Genomic DNA, 17,860 nt, shown 5'->3' with positions numbered 1-17,860 from the left:
ACCTGGGGCCGAAGACGTGCGGCCTGTCGGGGCGGCTCCGGTCGAGAGGGGGTTCATTCGGGATACCGGAGCGATGCGCCCGGCGCGTGTGACCCGCAGGTGGGCGCGCACTGTTTTCCGTCCCGCGGACGTGGAAGTGAAAGGGAGGTGGGCAATGCGGACATGGAAAGTGATTGCACTGGCTTGCGTGGTGGCCGCGGGTTGTGGCGGGCCGCTACCGGAAGAGGCGCCGCCGTCCGATGAGCAGGGCCCGGTGGAGGACTTCTCGCCGGGGGACGGGGAGGGTGGTGCCACGGCGCTGTGGAACACCGAAACGCCGATGTTGAGTCGGGCACGCCTCGTCAAGGACGTCCTCCCGGACGCGTCGTTCCGGGGCGAGGAGCCCATGAACCTGGTGGAGTTCCGCGGGAGGCTCTTCTTCACCGCCCGGCAGGAGGATGGGCGGAGCCAGTTGTGGAAGAGCAACGGTACCGAGGCGGGCACCGTCGTGGTGAGGGAATTTCCGCCCGTGGACGGAGCCGGTTTCCTAGCGGATCTGACCCCAGTGGGCCGCCAGCTCTTCTTCACGGTGGCGGACGCGGCGCATGGCCGCGAGCTTTGGGTCAGTGACGGGACGGCCGAGGGAACCCGGTTGGTGGTGGATCTCACGCCAGGGCCCGGGGACTCGGCACTGAACAACCTCGTGGCGGTGGGGCAGACCCTGTTCTTCTTCCGCACCATCAGCACGGAACCCGGAGGGCCCGGGCGCAGCGAACTCTGGACGTCCAATGGCACCGCGGCGGGAACGGTGCGGGTCCGGGACTTCGGGCTGGGGACGAGCGCGAGTTTCGGCCCGGTGCTCGTGCGGGGCGATTCGCTCCTCTTCTTCGTCTCGGCTCCGGAGAGCAGGTTCGAGCTGTGGAAGTCGGACGGCTCCAGAGCAGGCACGCTGCGGTTGCGGACGTTCGAGCCGGGTCCCCAGGGCAACGCGCCGAATTCGCTGCGGGACGCGGGACGCTTCGCCTACTTCCTCGCCGATGATTCGGTCCACGGCAACGAGCTGTGGAGGACGGACGGCACCGCGGCCGGTACGGCACTCGCCGCGGATCTCACGCCCGGCCCCGCCAGCAGCGACCTGCAGCTCCTGGACGTGGCGAACGGCTTCCTGTTCTTCACGGAGCGCGAGCCCACCGGGGCGGAGCTGCGCCTGTTCAGGCTGGGAGTGAGCGGCTCGAGCCCCGGTGCGCCGAGTCTCGTCACGACCATTCCCAATCCCTTCCCGAGCAATCCGGAGGTCTTTTCCTTCGTCACCGCCTTCGCCACCACGGGCACCCGGCTCTTCTTCTCTCCGGCCTTCTTCGCCACGGGCCCCGCGCCTATCGCTCACCAGCTCTGGGTGACCGATGGCACGGCCTCCGGGACGACGCTGCTGCACCAGCCCCTGAGCCTGTCGGATGAGTTCACGACGGAGCTCTTCCCCGTGGACGGCCTGCTCCTCTTCCCCGCCAATGACACGGGCCCGGCGAACACGGAACCCTGGGTGAGCGACGGCACGGTGAAGGGCACCCGGAAGCTGCAGGAAATCCAACCAGGGGGGTTTTCCTCGTTCCCGCATGCCTTCACCCGCGTGAACGGCTGTGTCTTCTTCGTCGCCTTCCGCGATGATGTAGGCAACGCGTTGTGGGTCCTCCACGTGCGCAGGTAGAGCGCACTGCCGGCCATCGGGGTGGAGGGCAGGCCGCTCGTCTGCCTCGTGCTCATGAGCAGGTCGCTTCGCCCCGTCTCCATCTCCACCCTGTAGGGCATGGAAACGATGGAGACGGGGCAGGAGCGGGTCCATGACTCTCGAGAGGAGCGCCCGGGCGCGCAGCAGCGCTCGTGGGTGGTGTGGTTCGCGACGCTCTCGCGGGAGGATGTGCAGCTCGCGGGGGGCAAGGGGGCCAACCTGGGGGAGATGACCCGGGCGGGGCTGCCCGTACCCCGAGGCTTCGTGGTGACGGCGGAGGCCTTCCAGGAGGCCCTGCGGCCGATCCGCTTGCGGCTGGCCGAGCTGTGGCGGAACCTCGACGTGGATGACCCCGAGTCGTTGGCGAAGCACTCGGCCGAGCTGCGCGAGTGGGTGCTGCAGGTGGAGCTTCCGGCCGAGCTGAGGGAGACCGTGCTCGAGGCCTACCACCAACTGGGCGAGGAGAAGGCGGTGGCGGTGCGCTCCTCGGCGACGGACGAGGACACGTCCGCCACCTCGTTCGCCGGCATGCACGAGTCCTATACCCACGTGGTTGGTGACGAGCCCTTGCTGGCTCGGCTGCGCGACTGCTGGGCCTCGGCCTTCGGGCAGCGGGTGGTGGCCTACCGCAAGAGCCAAGGCCTCATCGAGCTGCCTTCCCTGGCCGTGGTGGTGCAGGAGATGGTGGACTCGGCGCGCTCGGGGGTGATGTTCACCGCGGACCCGGCCACGGGGGACACGCGGCGGCTCGTCATCGAGGCGGCCTGGGGACTGGGCGAGGTGGTGGTGGGCGGCCAGGTGGAGCCGGACACGTACACGGTGGACAAGCAGGGCCCTCGGCTGCGCGAAGTGCGCGTGGGGCACAAGGACTTCCAGCTGGAGCGCGCGCCCGAGGGCGGAGATCGGCGCGTGGAGCTGAGCGAGGAGCGGGCCCGCGCGCGGGTGCTGACGGACGAGGAGGTGCTGACGCTGGCGCGGCTGGGCGCGCGGGTGGAGGCGCACTACGGCTCGCCGCAGGACCTCGAGTGGGCCGAGCAGGGCGGGCGGTTGTTCCTGGTGCAGTCGCGGCCCATCACCACGCTGAGCCGGGGCAAGCCGGAGCCGGAGCGGGAGGCCCACAAGCCGGCGCTCGTGACGGGACTGGGCGCCTCGCCGGGCCGCGTCACCGGGAAGGTACGGGTGCTGCGCGGCCCCGAGGAAGGCCCGACGTTGCAGAAGGGCGAGGTGCTCGTCGCCCCCATGACGTCGCCGGACTGGGTGGCCACCATGCGCCGGGCGGTGGCCATCATCACCGACAGCGGGGGCATGACGAGCCATGCGGCCATCGTCAGCCGCGAGCTGCGCCTGCCCTGCGTGGTGGGCACGCGCAACGCCACGCGGGTGCTGCGCGATGGAGAAGAGGTGACGGTGGATGGGAGCGCGGGCGAGGTGTTCGAGGGCAGGGTGGAGGAGGTGGCCGCGCCCCGGGTGGAAGCGGTGCGGCCGGTGGAGGCGCCCCGGGCCGTCGAGGCGCGCGAGCCCGAGCCCCTGGCGACGAAGCTGTACGTGAACCTGGCCCTGCCGGGACAGGCGCGCGAGGCAGCCTCGCTGCCGGTGGATGGGGTGGGGCTGCTGCGGGCGGAGTTCCTCCTCACCGATGCGTTTGGCGGAGTCCACCCGCGCAAGCTGATCGCCGAGGGGCGGCAGCGCGAGTTCGTGGAGCGCATGGTGGGCCCGCTCCGGGAAATTGCCCGGGCGTTCCATCCGCGGCCGGTGGTGTACCGGACGACGGACTTCCGCACCAACGAGTTCCGGGGGCTGGAAGGCGGGGCGGAGTACGAGCCCGTCGAGGCCAACCCGATGATCGGCTTTCGCGGTTGCTACCGCTACCTGCGTGAGCCGGAGGTGTTCCGCCTGGAAATGGAGGCGCTCGCGCGGGTGCGCGAGGAGTTGCCCAACCTGCACGTGATGATTCCCTTCGTGCGCACGCTCTGGGAGCTGGAGGCGTGCCTGGAGTTGCTGGACACCAGTCCCCTGGGGCGGCAGCGTGGGCTGGAGCGGTGGGTGATGGCGGAGGTGCCCTCGGTGGTGTACCGCATCCCCGAGTACGCGCGGCTGGGCGTGAGCGGGGTTTCCATCGGCTCGAACGACCTGACGCAGCTCATGCTGGGGGTGGACCGGGACTCGGAGATGTGCGCGGAGCTGTTCAACGAGTCCGACGCGGCGGTGCTGGATGCGATCGTCCGCATCATCCGCGCCAGCCGCGAGGCGGGGGTGACGTGCTCGCTATGTGGCCAGGCCCCCTCGAACCGGCCCGAGTTCGCCGAGCACCTGGTACGGGCGGGCATCACCTCCATCTCGGTGGACCCGGGAGCGGTGGGGGCGGCGCGGCGGGTAGTAGCCGCCGCCGAGCGCCGCCTGCTGTTGGACGCCGCCCGGATGCGGTCTCCAGACGCCTGAGCCTATTTGTCCAGGGTCGTGCCGACCTTTACCCGGACGCAATCCAGTCCCCAGAGCTCGTTGGCATCGGGCCGGGGAGGGTCGGCGAAGCGCAGATCCAACGTGTTTCCCGAGTGGGGAAACGTGAAGTCTACTCTCGCGGTGCCCAGAGCCCTGGTCGCGCACCCTCCAGGCGGAAGTAGTTCCACGCCAGTTCGAAGGCCAGCTCCGAGACATGGACGGGTGCCCCGATGCGCGGGAGCTCGAGGAGCGCATGCGCCCGCGAGCAGAAGCCGGTCCGGGTCGTGACCGCTGCCTCGAAGTAACGGCCCACGAGCGCCGACACCTCGGGGTTCGTGGCGCCGTTGGGATAGGAGAAGACCGTTGGACGGATGCCCAACTCCGCTTCCAGGGTGTCCCGGCAGGCAAGAAGCTCCCGCTCCACCTCTTCCAGCGGGAGCCGGGTGAGAATGGGATGGGTTTCCGTGTGGGCACCAATCTCGAAGCCCTGGCGCCTGAGCTCCCGTACCTCGTTCCAGGACAGGAAGCGGTTCTCGTCATTCACCGGAAGGGGGAACGCCGAGCGAAGCCGCTCCACGAGGGCGAGCATCACCGGGTGCGGCAGATCCTTGAGATGTTCGACGCAGGCCATCATCAAGGCTCGCGGCTCCAGGCCGAGCGCGCAGAGCCGTGCGACGACCGGATCTCCACACGCCTGGCGGATCTCCTCCGGCGCGAAGCGGGAGAAGAGCTCCTCCAGCTCGTAGGCCCACATCCATTGATTGCCGCCGATCAGCCCGGTGGTGACGAAGAGCATCGCCGGCACGCCATAGCGAGCGAGGATCGGCGCGACGAGGTACAGGTTGTTGCGGTAGCCATCGTCGAACGTCAACACCACGGCCCTGTGGGGCAGTCGCGTCTGGCCCCGGAGTCCGGCGATGAGCTCGGACATGGAGACGGGCCGGTACTCGCGTGCCAGGTAGGCGACGTGCCGCTCGAACTCATGGACATCGAGCACTGGCTCGCCCCAGACGTCGAGGGGCCGCCTCTCGACCTTGTGGTAGAAGAGGACGGCCGCTTCGCCCGCCCCCAGCTTCCAGGAGGCCGGGTGGAGGCCCAGGTAGAACGACAGCGCCTTCACACCCTGCTTCATCCGGTACGTCCAGCGCCGCTCGGTGAGGCTGCGTGCGCGCAACACCAGCCGATCCAGATCGATCGGGTTTCGTGGCAGCCTCAGGTCGAGCTGATTGCGTTGCCGCTTCAGCTCCAACCGCTCATTTCCCGCCACGGGAACATGCGTGTGGGCCTCCTTCATCGTCTTCCCCCCGCCCGGGTGCATTGCAACCACCGCGCCGAACCATCCCCCCTGAAAACAGGGGGGATGAGAACCCACCTCGGGCAATGTATTGCCCGAGTGAACTCTGGCCTTTCCCGGAGAGGAAAAAGCGCATCACTCGCGAAAGACAACCACCCGATGGTGGGAACGTACTCCAGGGCAGCTCCCTCCAACGGAGGCCTGGAGCTCCGGCCTTCTACTGCGCTTCGGCGGCTACGGCTCCACTGGCAGCGCGGAGGGCAGGCTGCATGGCCCCCTCCAGGGTCTTGGCCTGGACGAGTCCGTCGTGGAAGAGCACCGCGGTGGGCCGGACGGCTTCGTCCCGGTACAGCCCCATCTTCAGGTAGTTGGTGTCCGACGAGTTGAAGAGGGTGCGGACGTTGCGCTTGGGAACGACGAGCTTGCCGTCGTACCAGAGCTCGACGAACCCGACGCTCGAGTTGGCCGACCACTTGATGTGCAGGACGAAGTCATGCCACACGCCGCGCGTGACCGGGGCCATCATCCATTGCGTCTTGTTGTCGACGATGAAGAAGAGCGTGTCCGGCAGAGGCTGGCCACAGTCGGCGGCGCTGCAGCCGAGCACGAAGCGGACGGGCGGCGCGCCACTGGAGCCCGGGTGATGCCACTGCATGAACACCTGCCAGTTGGGCGTCATCGGGTAGTCGGAGGGCCAGAGCGTGCTCCACCCGTAGTAGAACTCGGTGCCCTCCGAGGAGCCGTCGTACTTCACGAGCTCGTTGCGGTTGCCGCTCGCGTTGATGGGATCATCACCCTGCCGCACCTCGGCCCGGAGCGCGTAGCGGCCCTGGCGCACGGGTGATTGGACCACCTGCAGGCGATCCGCGCCCATGCTCTCCTTCGTGCTGAACTGCGAGAGATCCCCCGTCTCGAAGTCTCCGCGCCACACGGCCGTGGATGGCGGGGGGGGCTGTGTGCCGGCGGCACACGGGCGCGCCTCGGCGATGCTGGCCCAGTCGTTGAGGCTGTTGCCATTGACGGTGATGCGCACGCGGCGCGTGGTGACGGCTGGGAAGGTGTACGTCTCCGCTGCCGTGGTGGTGCCGCTGCTACGGCCGCTGTAGACCTGCGTATAGGTCACGCCGTCCGGTGAAACGGAGACGGCGAAGTTGTTGCTGCGCGTGTTGCCCTCGTGCCAGGCAATCGTTGCGCCGGCCACGGCCTTGCTGGTGCCCAGGTCGTAGTCGATCCACGAGCCCTGGCCCAGGTTGCTCCAGCGGGTGTCGAGCCGGTCATCCAGCGTGTTCTCCGGCTTGTTGCCGTCGTTGCCCTTGGCAAGGACCGCGGTGGGCGTGAGCTGGACGCAGTTCTGAGCGGTGAGATCGGGGGTGACGGACGCCACTGTTTCTGACACGCCCTCGGCACCTGAGGGGCGTTCAGCGCCGCAGCCGGCGCCGCCGAGGACCATCAACGTTCCAACCAATAGGAGGGGTTTCTTCATGAGGCTCACGGAAAGGACAGACATCGTGGGACATGACTCTCCCGTTGCGTCAATGAGCGCTCATGACGAGCGTTCATGATGTCGGCGTCGGGAGAATCGGATTGGGCTGCGTAACTGTCTTGCGGTCCACCTATTCCATCCGCCGAGCCGATGCCTGGACGCACGGGGGGCTGATGCGTCCCTCTCCCTCTCCTTGAACCGTTCGCCTGCCCGCCCTTTCCCTGAGGAGGGGGGAGTGTTGGATCGGAATGCTCGGACCCCGTCACCGGGTTCTTGGGCTCCAATCCCACCAACCCCCAACCCACCCTTCGGAGGAAGTGGATGTCGCATTCAAGGTGGTTGTTCACGGTTGCATCGATCCTCATGGGGCTCGCAACCGCTACCCCCGCCATGGCCAGCACGGTGTGGCGTGGAGACATCGAGACAGGGAATCTCTCGCAGTTCAGCACGAAGGAGAGCATGGGCGCGGATCGCCTGCAGGTGGTCCAATCACCCGTGCGCCAGGGCCGCTACGCGCTCCGGGCCGAGGTGCGGCAGGGAGATGATCCCATCAACGCGAGCGGCAACCGCAACGAGCTCGTGAAGTTCGACGGGGCCTCGGAGGGCACCGAGTTCTACTATGGGTGGAGCACGCTCTGGCCTTCCGACTACCCGATGACGCCCAACTGGCAGGTGTTCATGCAGTGGCACCACCCGGGCTCCGGTGGCGCGCCGCCCGTCCGCTTCGTGCTCGGCTGCAGCGCCGCCGACTGTGGCCAGCCTCTGCCGGACACGCTCTTCTTCATCGTCGACAACAAGACGCAATGGATGATGGCCCCGGTCACGCGCGGCGTGTGGCATGACTTCGTCCTGCACATCAAGTGGTCGGCCAACTCGAGCGTCGGGTTCGTCGAGCTCTGGTACGACGGCAAGCTCGTCGTTCCCAAGCGCAACGTCCGCACCCTCTTCAACTCGTCGGACACCAACTACCTGAAGATGGGGCTGTACCGGGACGAAGCCGTCCAGCCCACCGCGGTGCTCTTCCATGACGGCCTCGTCCAGGCCACGACGCTGGAGGAGGCCATGCAGCCCCGCGCCAGCGACAGCGGGGAAGTCGCGAACACGGGAACTCCGCAGCAGCCGGGGGCGCCGCAAGGCACCACCCCCAGCCCCGGGGGAGTGGCCAGCCCAGGTGCCGACACGGGTGTGGGTGCGCCGCAAGAGTCGGGCATCGGCACACCGGCGGATATCGCGGGCAATGCCCAGGGGTCCGTGGTTCCAGAGAGCGCGGGTGGCCAGGCGCAGGCCGGGGGATGCAGCTCGAGCGCCGCGTCCGCCACCCCGTGGGTCTCGCTGATGGGCTTGCTCGTGCTTGGCTCGCTGACCCGGTTCCGGCGGCGAGCGAACCGGCGAGCGTGAGCCGGGGCTCGAGCGCGAGCCTCGGTGCCGGCCCTGAAGTCCGAGAAGTGGTCATTGCCATGCAATGACGACCGACCGGCGGGTCATGGCAAGGCGCATGGGGTGTCAGACATTGGACGCCCCATGCGCCCACCTTCCACTTCACCCTGGAGCGGCTCGCTCACGGCCCCAGCCGCAGCAGGAAGGCGTCGTAGATGCCCGGTGTGGTCGGAGTGAGCGTCTCGGTGCCGAAGTAGACGGGCTCGTTGAACGAGCCAGACACCGCGGTGCCCCCCTCGCGTGAGGCCGCCAGATAGGGCTGAAGCAGCGAGAGGGCCGACCAACCGACGGTGCGCACCCAGTGCCGCTCGCCGCGCTCGGAGCCATACCGGGCCACGAAGAGGTAGCCGCCCAGACCGGCGGGCAGGCCACTGATGTCGATGTCGCTCCCGGGGTCGAAGAACGCGAAGCCGAGCACCGTCAGGTCGTCTTGCCGGGTGGCGGCGACGTCGATCAGGAACCCGCTGCTCAGCGTCCGGGCCCAGCTCTCCGCTCCTTTCAGGGTATACGCCAGCAGCACGCCATGCTTGCCGGTGAGGGTGTCGCCGTGGAAACCGAGCGTCCCGTCCAGGCTGCCCACCACCACCAGGCGGTTGTCCTGCACCGCGAGGCCGTTGAGCTGGAGGGTACCGCTGTCGGCCGCTACCCGCTTGGACCAGCGGTGCTCCCCCCGGTTGCTGAACTTCGCCACCATGGAGACCGGACTTCCCTCGGGTGACGACAAGATCCCACCTCCCAGGTCGAATGCCCCGTTGATGAGGCCCACGGCGAAGATGTTGCCGTTCTCGTCGGTGTCCACATCCCGGAAGGAGGCGGCGCCGCTGCCCGGGAAGACCCGGTCCCACACGTAGCGGCCGCTCCGGGTGTACACCGCGAGGAAGGGCGTTTCGCCCTCCGTAGGCACCGTGCGCGGGCCGCCCCCGAAGTCCAACGTCCCTATCATCGAGCCTGCCAGGATGATGCGGTCATCGCGGTCCACCGCCAGCGTTGGACTGGTGGCGAAGTTGCCGAAGACACCCTGGTAGAACCCCGACCGGCTCCAGAGCAACTCCCCGGCCGGGGAAAACTGTGCGAGGAACGGGCCTCCCGACAGGGGGCCGCCGCCAAGGTCCGCGCCGAACCCAGAGCTCCCCACGACGTTGATGCGTCGGTGGCTGTCCACTGAGATTGAGCCCAGGCTCACGTCGGGCCCGGACACCGCGAACGCGCGCGCCCACAGCACGCGTCCGTCCTTTCCATACTTCACCATGTACGCCCCGGGGAAACCGGTGGTGGGCGCCGGGAGCATGTGGTCCTCGTCGAGGGTCACGTTCCCTTTGTAGGCGCCAACGACGACGGTGTTGCCATCCCGGTCAATCGCCGTGTCCCCGCCGGTCTCGAAGTCCGTTCCGACGGTCTGGCGGATCCATCGGATGTCGCTGTCATCCCCGTGGCGATGGGCCTGCTCCTGCATCTCCAGGGATTGTTGTGGCTCGGGCGCCTCGATACCTCCACCGCAGCCCATCAGCTCCAGCACCACGACGAACACTCCCCATGCGAGGCCCCTTGCCTCTTTCGTCCAGCCCATATGCCCCCCCTCTCGGACGCCACGGAACGCGAGGCGCCCACGAGCAGTGTCGGCACAACACTCCTCTCCCGCCACGAGCCGACGGTCGCAGTGCTCTGCCTGGCTCGCGATGCGTGTCCCGCCCGGAGGGCAGAGCCACGGAGGCGGATCGGCTGCTGGCCACCGCTCGGAGCCACCCCAGCAGGGGTGGTGCCGAGGCGTGGCGCATCCTCGGGTGGCCATGCCAACACGCATCGTCCAGGGATGAACGCAGTCGTCCACCGATGAGCCAATGGTCTCCAGGCTCACGTGGTCCATCTTCCTCCTCCCGACAAACAATGGAGGAATGGCAATGCTTGCCAAGAGTCGCGCGAGGTTTTTCGCCTGGGCACTGGTGGGATGCCTGGGTGTACTGGCGGGTCCGGCCCGCGCTGCCTTCAACGAAACGAAGGCAGACTATTCCCGGCAGTTCTCCCAACATCAGATGTTCTGGACGGCCGCGTCGGGCACACCGGGCCAGTACCCCAAGAGCAGCCCTCTGAACTCTGGGAGCTGGACGACGGTCGCCGCCAACAACCTACCCGGCTGGACACAGGGCTTCTTCCCGGGCCTGCTCTGGCTCATGTACGACAGCACCCGAGATCCCGTCTGGAGGACGCGGGCGGATACCTGGACCACGCCTCTGGCGGTTCAGCAGAACAACACCACGACGCATGACATGGGCTTCAAGTTCTTCACCAGCTATGGCAATGCGTACCGCCTGACGGGGAATAGCGCCTACCAGAGCGTGCTGGTGACGGCCGCCCGCTCGTTGGCCACCCGCTACAACCCCACGGTGGGCATCATCGACTGCTGCGACTGGAACTCGCAGTGGGACGTCCCCATGGTCACGGACACCATGATGAACCTGGAGCTGCTCTTCTGGGCGGCCCGGAACGGGGGCGATGCGAGCATGAACGACAAAGCGCTCAGTCATGCCCGGAAGACGATGACCGACATGGTCCGCCCGGACGGCAGCACATGGCACGTGGTGGACTACAGCGGGACGGGCAGCATCCGCTCGAAGGGCTCGTTCCAGGGCTGTACGAAGTGTGCCGACCAGACGAAGGCCACCTGGGCCCGCGGGCATGCCTGGGCCATGTACGGTTTCACCATGGCCTACCGGTACACGACGGATCCGCAGATGCTGGCGACCGCGCAGAAGGTCACCGACTTCTACCTGAACAACCTGCCTGCGGACTTCATCCCCAACTGGGACTTCCATCCCCAGGCGCCCAAGGAGAAGGACTCCTCCGCCGCCGCTGTCGCCGCCTCGGCCATGTTGGAATTGAGCACGTACGTCAAGGACCCGGCCATCGCCCAACGCTACCGGAACGCGGCCTACGCAACGCTCGATACCCTCAGCTCTCCGGCATACCTGGTCATGGGCACCAGCAACAGCCCCGGTGTCATCAAGGGGGGCGTGGCGTTCTATGAGAAGGGGGAGGACATCAACGCGAGCCTCATCTACACGGACTACTACTTCACCGAGGCGCTGCACCGTTACAAGCTGCAGGCCGCGGGCGGGTGGGTGGCGTCGATCTCCTTCGGTCCAAGCGTGCAGAGCCTGGGGACCGCCAACACCGGCGTGCAGGTGGTGGAGTTCGACGTGACACCGCTCACCAAACCCGTCGACGCCGTCATCGGTTACGCGGACACCTCCACCAACATCGCCAGCTACAACGACCTGCCGATGACCATCCGCCTGAACCGGGACGGCTACTTCGACGTGCGCCGGGGAGGGGCGTTCGAGGCCCTCGCCCGGGTGGATTACGATCCCACCAAGAGCTACCACGTCCGCATGCGGGCCGATCTTCCCGGCAAGACCTACAGCGTCTGGATTACTCCTCCGGGAGGAGCACCTGTCCTCGTGGCGGATCGCTTCGCCTTCCGTACCGGTGCGCCGCTCATCGATGACCTGGGCAAGGTGGCGCTCAAGAGCGCCATCTTCGACAACGAGATCCGGGTGCTGAACCACACCGTGAAACCGGAGGCGGCGACCGCCCAGGGCGCCCCGACCGTCCAGCCCGCTCCCAAGGCGCGCACGCCGCGGCCGGAGAAGAGGCCGTAACGCCGGGCGTCCGGTCCAGGTGACGAGCCCGAGGCCAGGAGGGGCGGAGGCTCGGTGCTTCCTTTCCTCCCCGAGCCGGGTCCAGCAAGCGCTCCAGGTTCATGGCCGCCGCACGGGTACTACGTTTGTAGGCATGAAGAGTTCCTGGGTCAGGAGCGCGGGGCCGCTGGGGGTGTCGGCGGGTGGGTTGCTGGTGGGGGGCATGGCCTGGCTGCTCGGTTACTCCCGGGTGGCGGACATCGCCTGGGGGGTGGGGACCGTACCCGTGCTGCTCGCCGTGGCGGTGTCCATCATCAGCGCCCTGCGCCGGGGCCGCAGCGGCGTGGATATCGTCGCCCTGCTGTCCATGGCGGGTGCCCTGGCGCTCGGCCAGTACCTCGCGGGCATCATCATCGCCCTCATGTTCTCCACGGGCGGGGCGCTGGAGGACCATGCTCGAGCCCGTGCGAGGCGCGAGTTGTCGGCGCTGCTCGGCCGGGCTCCCAGGGTGGCCACCCGCTACGAGAACGGAGGGCTCGCGCAGGTGCCGGTGGAGTCACTGCGGCCCGGGGAGCGCCTGCTCATCAAGGGGGGCGAGGTGGTTCCGGTAGATGGGCTCGTGGTGTCCGCCGAGGCGGTGCTGGACGAGTCGGCCCTCACGGGCGAGTCGCTCCCCGTGTCTCACCAGACAGGGGAGCGGGTGCGCAGTGGCCCCATCAATGCGGGCCCGCCCTTCGAGCTGCGCGTCCTCTCCACCGCGGCTGAGAGCACCTATGCGGGGGTGGTGCGGCTGGTGCAGTCCGCCCAGGCCTCCAAGGCACCCTTCGTGCGCCTGGCCGATCGCTACGCACTGCTCTTCGTCCCCTTCACCCTCGTCCTGGCCGCCCTGGCCTGGTGGCTGTCTGGCGAGCCGGTGCGCGCGCTCTCCGTGCTGGTGGTGGCCACGCCCTGTCCCCTCATCCTCGCGGCCCCGGTGGCCATCGTCTCTGGCATCTCCCGAGCCGCGCGGCGCGGAGTGCTCATCAAGGATGGGGCGGCCCTGGAGACGCTCGCCCGCGCCCATGTCCTGCTGTTCGACAAGACAGGCACCCTCACCGCGGGGCAGGCTCGGCTGACAGCCATCGAGACCACCGGAGACTCGGAGCCGGCGGAGCTGCTGCGGCTGAGCGCCTCGCTGGAGCAGGGCTCCCAGCACGTCATGGCCAGCGCCATCGTCTCCGCCGCGCGCGAGCGGGGATTGGCTCTGTCGCTGCCCACCGGGTCCACGGAGGTGCCAGGGGCTGGCATGAGCGGAGTGGTGGATGGCCACCGGCTGAAGCTTGGCTCACGCACCTGGGTGGAGGGCCCGGGGCCTCCCACGTCCTGGGCGCGTGCGGTGCTGCGGCGCATGGGCTACGAGGGGTGCTCGGGTGTCTTCGTCTCCATCGACGGCAGGCTGGCCGGGGCGCTGCTGCTCGCGGATGAGATCCGCCCGGAGACACCCCGAGCGTTGCGTCTGTTGCGCAAGGCCGGGGTAGGCCGGCTCGTCATGGTGAGCGGGGACCGGGCGGACGTGGCCGAGACCATCGCCGCGGCGCTGGGCGTGGACGGAGTGCTCGCCGAGCGCAGCCCCCAGGAGAAGGTGCAGGCCGTGCTCGCCGAGCGCACCGCGGGAGTCACCCTCATGGTGGGGGATGGCATCAACGACGCGCCTGCGCTGGCGGCGGCCGACGTGGGGGTGGCCATGGGCGCGCGCGGCTCCGGGGCCTCCTCCGAGGCTGCGGACGTGGTGGTGTTGGTGGACCGGTTGGATCGGCTCGTGGAGGCACTGCTCGTGGCCCGCCGCGCACGCGCCATCGCGTTGCAGAGCGTGTTGGTGGGAATGGGCCTGTCCCTGGTGGCCATGGGATGGGCCGCCGCCGGCGTGCTGGGTCCCGTGGCGGGAGCGCTCCTGCAGGAGGGCATCGACGTGGCGGCCATCCTCAACGCCCTGCGGGCACTGGGCGGCGGCGGTCTGCACCCGGCGCGTCACGCACTCCCGGCCGAGTCGGTGCGAAAGCTGCGGGCCGAGCACCAACAGTTGCGCCCCGTGCTCGAGCGCATCCAATCCCTGGCGGATCGTCTGGATGGGTTGGAGCCACCGCAGCAGAAGACGGAGCTGCTGGCGCTGGAAGGGCTGTTGTGTGACCGGTTGCTGCCCCACGAGCGCAGCGATGACACCGTGCTCTATCCCACGCTGGCCCGGCTGTTGGGCGGAGAGGATCCTCTGGGCAGCATGAGCCGCACCCACCGCGAGATTGCCCACCTCGGGAGGCTCTACCAGCGGCGGGTGGCGGACCTGGGCGAAGAGGGGCCGGATGCCACCGAGCAGCGAGAGTTGCGCCGGCTCCTCTATGGCCTGGGTGCCATCCTCCAGCTCCACTTCGCCCAGGAGGAGGAGCTCTTCGAGGCGGTCTCCTGATGCATCGAGGCGGTCTTCCGAGGATTCACCCCGTCCTGCTCCTCCAGTCCGTGTCGGGTGTCATCCGCGGACAGTCGTGCTTGCAGGTGCATGGTGGGGACTGTCATCCGCTCCGTTCATTGCCAGCTTGGGGGCCTTTGCAAACAGGAGGAGGAAGCCCCCATGACTCACGGTCGTTCGATGTGGATGGACCTTCGCCGCGTGGTCCTCCTGGGTTGTTTTCTGTTCACCTCGACACTGCTGGCGGCACAACCCCTCGCTGCCATTGGAGGGGGCAATGCGCTGACTCTGCCGGCACAGCGCCACGTGGTCCGGCTGGAACCTCCCGAGGGCGGCGCCGTCTGGTTGTTGGCGCTCCAGCAGGATGGGCAGGAGGGGCACGGGCTGGGTTTCTTTCGCAGTGATGACGAGGGGGCGACCTGGAGCTACCTGGCCCCCATCCAGAACGACTGGAGCCATCGAGACACGGTGGACCTGCTGGCCGTCGGTATGGATGTGGCCCTGGTCTACTCGTACGAGGGCCCCACCTTCTCTGGCTCCTCCCGCCACGATGTCTACTTCCAGTGGTGGCGCTACCAGGCCGGTACGCGCGGCTGGAGGCCCGAGCCGGCCATCCGGGTCTTCGACTCCACCTCGAGCGGCACGGGCTATTCACGGGCGGAGCTCGCGCGTGACTCCCAGGGGCGGTTGTGGGTGCAGGCCTTCCGCCTCGAACTGGATGGCACCAACACCGCCGTCATCTCCATGAGCGGCAACGGCGGGCTCACCTTTCAGTCCCAGCCGGACCTGGCGCGTACCTCCGCGCGCGGCGGCGGCCGGCTGCTGCACCTGGGGGATCGGCTGCTCTTCCTCTACGGGGACCATGGAGTCTCCCCGGCGCGCTACCGGGTGCGGATGGACACGGCGCCGGTGGCCTCCTGGGGTCCCCTCCAGCAGGCCTTCCCGGAGGGCCTCTACCACGGAGCGGCGCTCAGCGCGGTGTCCACCGGGAACGGGCGGATGCATCTCGTCTACAAGGACGTCGCCGAGCGGCTGTATTACCGCGCCTTCGACGGCTCCACGTTTGGACCCCCCACCACCCTGGAGTCCTCGGGTGACTGGGCCCTGCAACCCGCGGCCTCACTCGTGGGAGACGAGCTCGTCGTCTTCGACAACCCCCCTGTCAGCCTGAACACGAACTACCGGCTCTCCGTGCGGGTGCTGGCCAACGGGAGCTTCGGCCCTACCCGGGTGCTCGAGAGCACGACGCGCTTCCGGGGCTACCTCGCGGCGGCGGAGCGGCTCCCCGCGGCGGTGCCTCGTGTGCCCTGTTTCTTTGGAGAGACGCCCGACGCGTCCTCGGGAGGCACCGCCTCCGTCTCCTTCCTGGAGCGGGCCCAGTCGCAGCACCTGTCGCTCGAGGTGGTGCTCACCAACACCACGCACCGCTTCCTCGCCGTAGCGCCCTCGGGCACGGCCTATGCCGTCTCGCTCAGTGATTCGGAGAATCGGCTCTATGAGAGCACGGATGGGGCTCGCACCTGGCACTTCAAGGTGAGGCATCCCAATGGCAATGGGTTCCGCGTGATGACCGCGCTCTCGGATGGAACGCTGCTCGCGGACACGGCTCGTGGGGAGCTCCACTTCCTCTCCCGCTCGGACGATGGGGGCGCCACCTGGCGGGATGTGCTCTCCCTCGTCAACTACCGGATGCTCGCGCCGCGGAGCATCGTGGAGCTCGACGGCACAGTGTACCTGCTCGAGTATCAGTCGTTCACCGTGGGGGATGTGCCCATCCGGCTGTATTCGAGCGCGGACCGGGGACTGACCTGGCAGGTGCGCTTCACCTTCCTCGGCCACCGCCACGGCCATGGGCTGGCGGCGGATCCGGCGCGTCATGCGCTCTGGGCCCTCTTCGGAGACACCACGCGTCAGTCCGGCACCTTCCGCTCGACGGACGCGGGGCGCACCTGGCGGCAACTGCTGGGCGGACAGCAGGGGTGTGTCGTGGAGGGGGTGGTGCTCGCGGATGGCAGTCTGCTCTTCGGCCATGACATCTCCTACTTGCCGGCCCTCCCGCACATCGCGCAGCTCACGCCCGAGGGTATCTACGCCGAGCTGTACCGGCTCACTGGCCCCGCCTATTCCACCCATGCCCTCCAGGGAGGTGGGTTCGTCGTGGGGGCCGCGCGTGAGCCGGGTGGAGACATCTACCCGTCCACCGAGGTGAGCACCCATGTGGTGGGCAGTCTCGACGGCGTCACCTGGGAGGAGTTGCTCGTCTACCCCCGCCTGGATGCCAACGAGAACGCGCGGGCCGACGTGTACTACGCGCTCCCCTCGGGGCTGCTCGTCCTGCAGCTCGAGAATGTCCAGGGAATGGGCTCCGGGGGGCGGGGCTACCAGCTCCTGAGGCCTGTTCGGCAATGAATTCCGGAGTGCGCGCGTGTCGGCGGGTACACGGCACGTCGTACCCGCGATGGAGGGGGCGGGAAGCGGCTGCGCTCCCTATCTTGTGGACCACACCCGCAGGGAGGCGCGCATGGCGGAGGAGCAGATGAACCCGGCGCTGAGAGAGCTCGTCGCGAGGCACCCGCCGACGGATACCGAGCGGCTCTGGGATGAAATCACCGAGGAGGCCTGGAAGGTGCCCGGGTCCCGCGGAGAGGCGGAGCCGCCGGGCGAGCGCGTGGCCCGCCTGCGCGAGCGGCTGCATGGGGAGCTCATCGCGTTCCACAAGCGGCTGGTCATCACGCCCTACACGGCGGGAGACATGCCGTGCGCGCCGGGGTGCTCGCTGTGGCGGGTGGACATCCCGCTGACGCTCTTCCCCAAGCGCGATCAGGGCTTCGCCCGGGTGGAATGCCTGGTGGAGTTCCGCGCGGACAACGAGCGCACGGACTGCTTCCGCGTGGTCCGCCTCTTCCCCGAGGAGCGCAGCACCGTGCTGGCGCACGCGGAGATGGGGGCCATGCTGGCGCTCGACGCGGGGGCGAAGGTGGGCGTGCCGCTGCCCGTGATGCCGGGGCTGGCCATCACGGACGAGGTGGCCGCGAGGGTCTATGGCAAGGCCGAGGTGGGTCCGTTCATCTACGAGGCACGCCGCACGTGCGTGGAGACGGAGATCTTCGAGGGGACGGGGGCTCGGTGGCGGCTGGATGACACGAGCTCGCCCGAGCGAGTGGGGGTGGAGGGCCATCAATTGTCGGTGGTGCTGGAGGTGAGGCAGGGGGCTCCGTCCCTCCACGCCGCGGGCTACCTGGAGGCCTACAGCGACCGGCAGTGGCTGACCGCGACGCTGGGTGGTTTCTGGCAGAACTTGAAGATCGCGCTGCGCAACTTCTTCAAGCGCGGGGCCCCCGTGGAGTGTTACGCCGAGTGGCCGGACATCCTGGCGCAATACACCCCGTCCGCGGGGAAGCAGGCCGGTTGAGCGCCGGGCCGCGCT

10 protein-coding genes are annotated in these 17,860 nt (G+C 68.5%); 7 read left to right on the top strand and 3 right to left on the bottom strand.

Annotation, left to right across the window (positions count from 1 at the left end; all coding sequences use genetic code 11):
• Positions 1–154: 154 nt before the first annotated feature.
• Positions 155–1,684, top strand: a complete 1,530-nt coding sequence (locus DAT35_RS16880) for an ELWxxDGT repeat protein (protein WP_158501736.1) — start codon at positions 155–157, stop codon at positions 1,682–1,684.
• Between the two features lie 108 nt (positions 1,685–1,792).
• On the top strand, positions 1,793–4,144 hold the full coding sequence (ppsA, locus tag DAT35_RS16875; RefSeq protein WP_108068065.1) for a phosphoenolpyruvate synthase: 2,352 nt from the start codon (positions 1,793–1,795) through the stop codon (positions 4,142–4,144).
• 130 nt (positions 4,145–4,274) lie between these two features.
• Here the strand turns inward: ppsA and DAT35_RS16870 are convergent, their stop codons facing one another.
• Together DAT35_RS16870 and DAT35_RS16865 are read right to left on the bottom strand one after the other, a co-directional pair.
• A complete protein-coding gene (locus DAT35_RS16870) occupies positions 4,275–5,438 on the bottom strand; it encodes a polysaccharide deacetylase family protein (RefSeq protein ID WP_158501735.1) in 1,164 nt (387 codons plus the stop codon).
• 217 nt (positions 5,439–5,655) lie between these two features.
• Complete coding sequence (locus tag DAT35_RS16865) at positions 5,656–6,834, bottom strand: heparin lyase I family protein (RefSeq protein ID WP_369945795.1); 1,179 nt, start codon at positions 6,832–6,834, stop codon at positions 5,656–5,658.
• A gap of 408 nt (positions 6,835–7,242) precedes the next feature.
• On the opposite strand from DAT35_RS16865, the gene DAT35_RS16860 reads away from it, so the two are divergent.
• Positions 7,243–8,319, top strand: coding sequence for a polysaccharide lyase (locus DAT35_RS16860; RefSeq protein ID WP_108068063.1), 1,077 nt, complete (start codon positions 7,243–7,245; stop codon positions 8,317–8,319).
• A 160-nt stretch (positions 8,320–8,479) separates the two neighbouring features.
• Here DAT35_RS16860 and DAT35_RS16855 read toward each other — a convergent pair whose 3' ends face one another.
• Entirely contained in the window at positions 8,480–9,925 is a 1,446-nt protein-coding gene (locus DAT35_RS16855; RefSeq protein ID WP_146209749.1) for a hypothetical protein, read from the bottom strand.
• Between the two features lie 331 nt (positions 9,926–10,256).
• Here DAT35_RS16855 and DAT35_RS16850 point away from each other — a divergent pair, with 331 nt between their 5' ends.
• The 4 genes from DAT35_RS16850 (at position 10,257) to DAT35_RS16835 (ending at position 17,845) form a co-directional block, all read left to right on the top strand.
• Complete coding sequence (locus DAT35_RS16850) at positions 10,257–12,014, top strand: glycoside hydrolase family 88 protein (RefSeq protein WP_158501734.1); 1,758 nt, start codon at positions 10,257–10,259, stop codon at positions 12,012–12,014.
• A gap of 133 nt (positions 12,015–12,147) precedes the next feature.
• The gene (locus tag DAT35_RS16845) at positions 12,148–14,433 is read left to right on the top strand and encodes a heavy metal translocating P-type ATPase (RefSeq protein WP_108068060.1); all 2,286 of its coding nucleotides are present in this window, start codon (positions 12,148–12,150) and stop codon (positions 14,431–14,433) included.
• 162 nt (positions 14,434–14,595) lie between these two features.
• Complete coding sequence (locus DAT35_RS16840; RefSeq protein WP_233261515.1) at positions 14,596–16,842, top strand: sialidase family protein; 2,247 nt, start codon at positions 14,596–14,598, stop codon at positions 16,840–16,842.
• Positions 16,843–16,954: 112 nt separating this feature from the next.
• On the top strand, positions 16,955–17,845 hold the full coding sequence (locus DAT35_RS16835) for a hypothetical protein (protein WP_146209748.1): 891 nt from the start codon (positions 16,955–16,957) through the stop codon (positions 17,843–17,845).
• Positions 17,846–17,860: the final 15 nt, after the last annotated feature.

The organism is Vitiosangium sp. GDMCC 1.1324, assembly GCF_003044305.1.
Lineage (GTDB): Bacteria > Myxococcota > Myxococcia > Myxococcales > Myxococcaceae > Archangium.
This window is presented reverse-complemented; position numbering and strand designations above follow the sequence as displayed.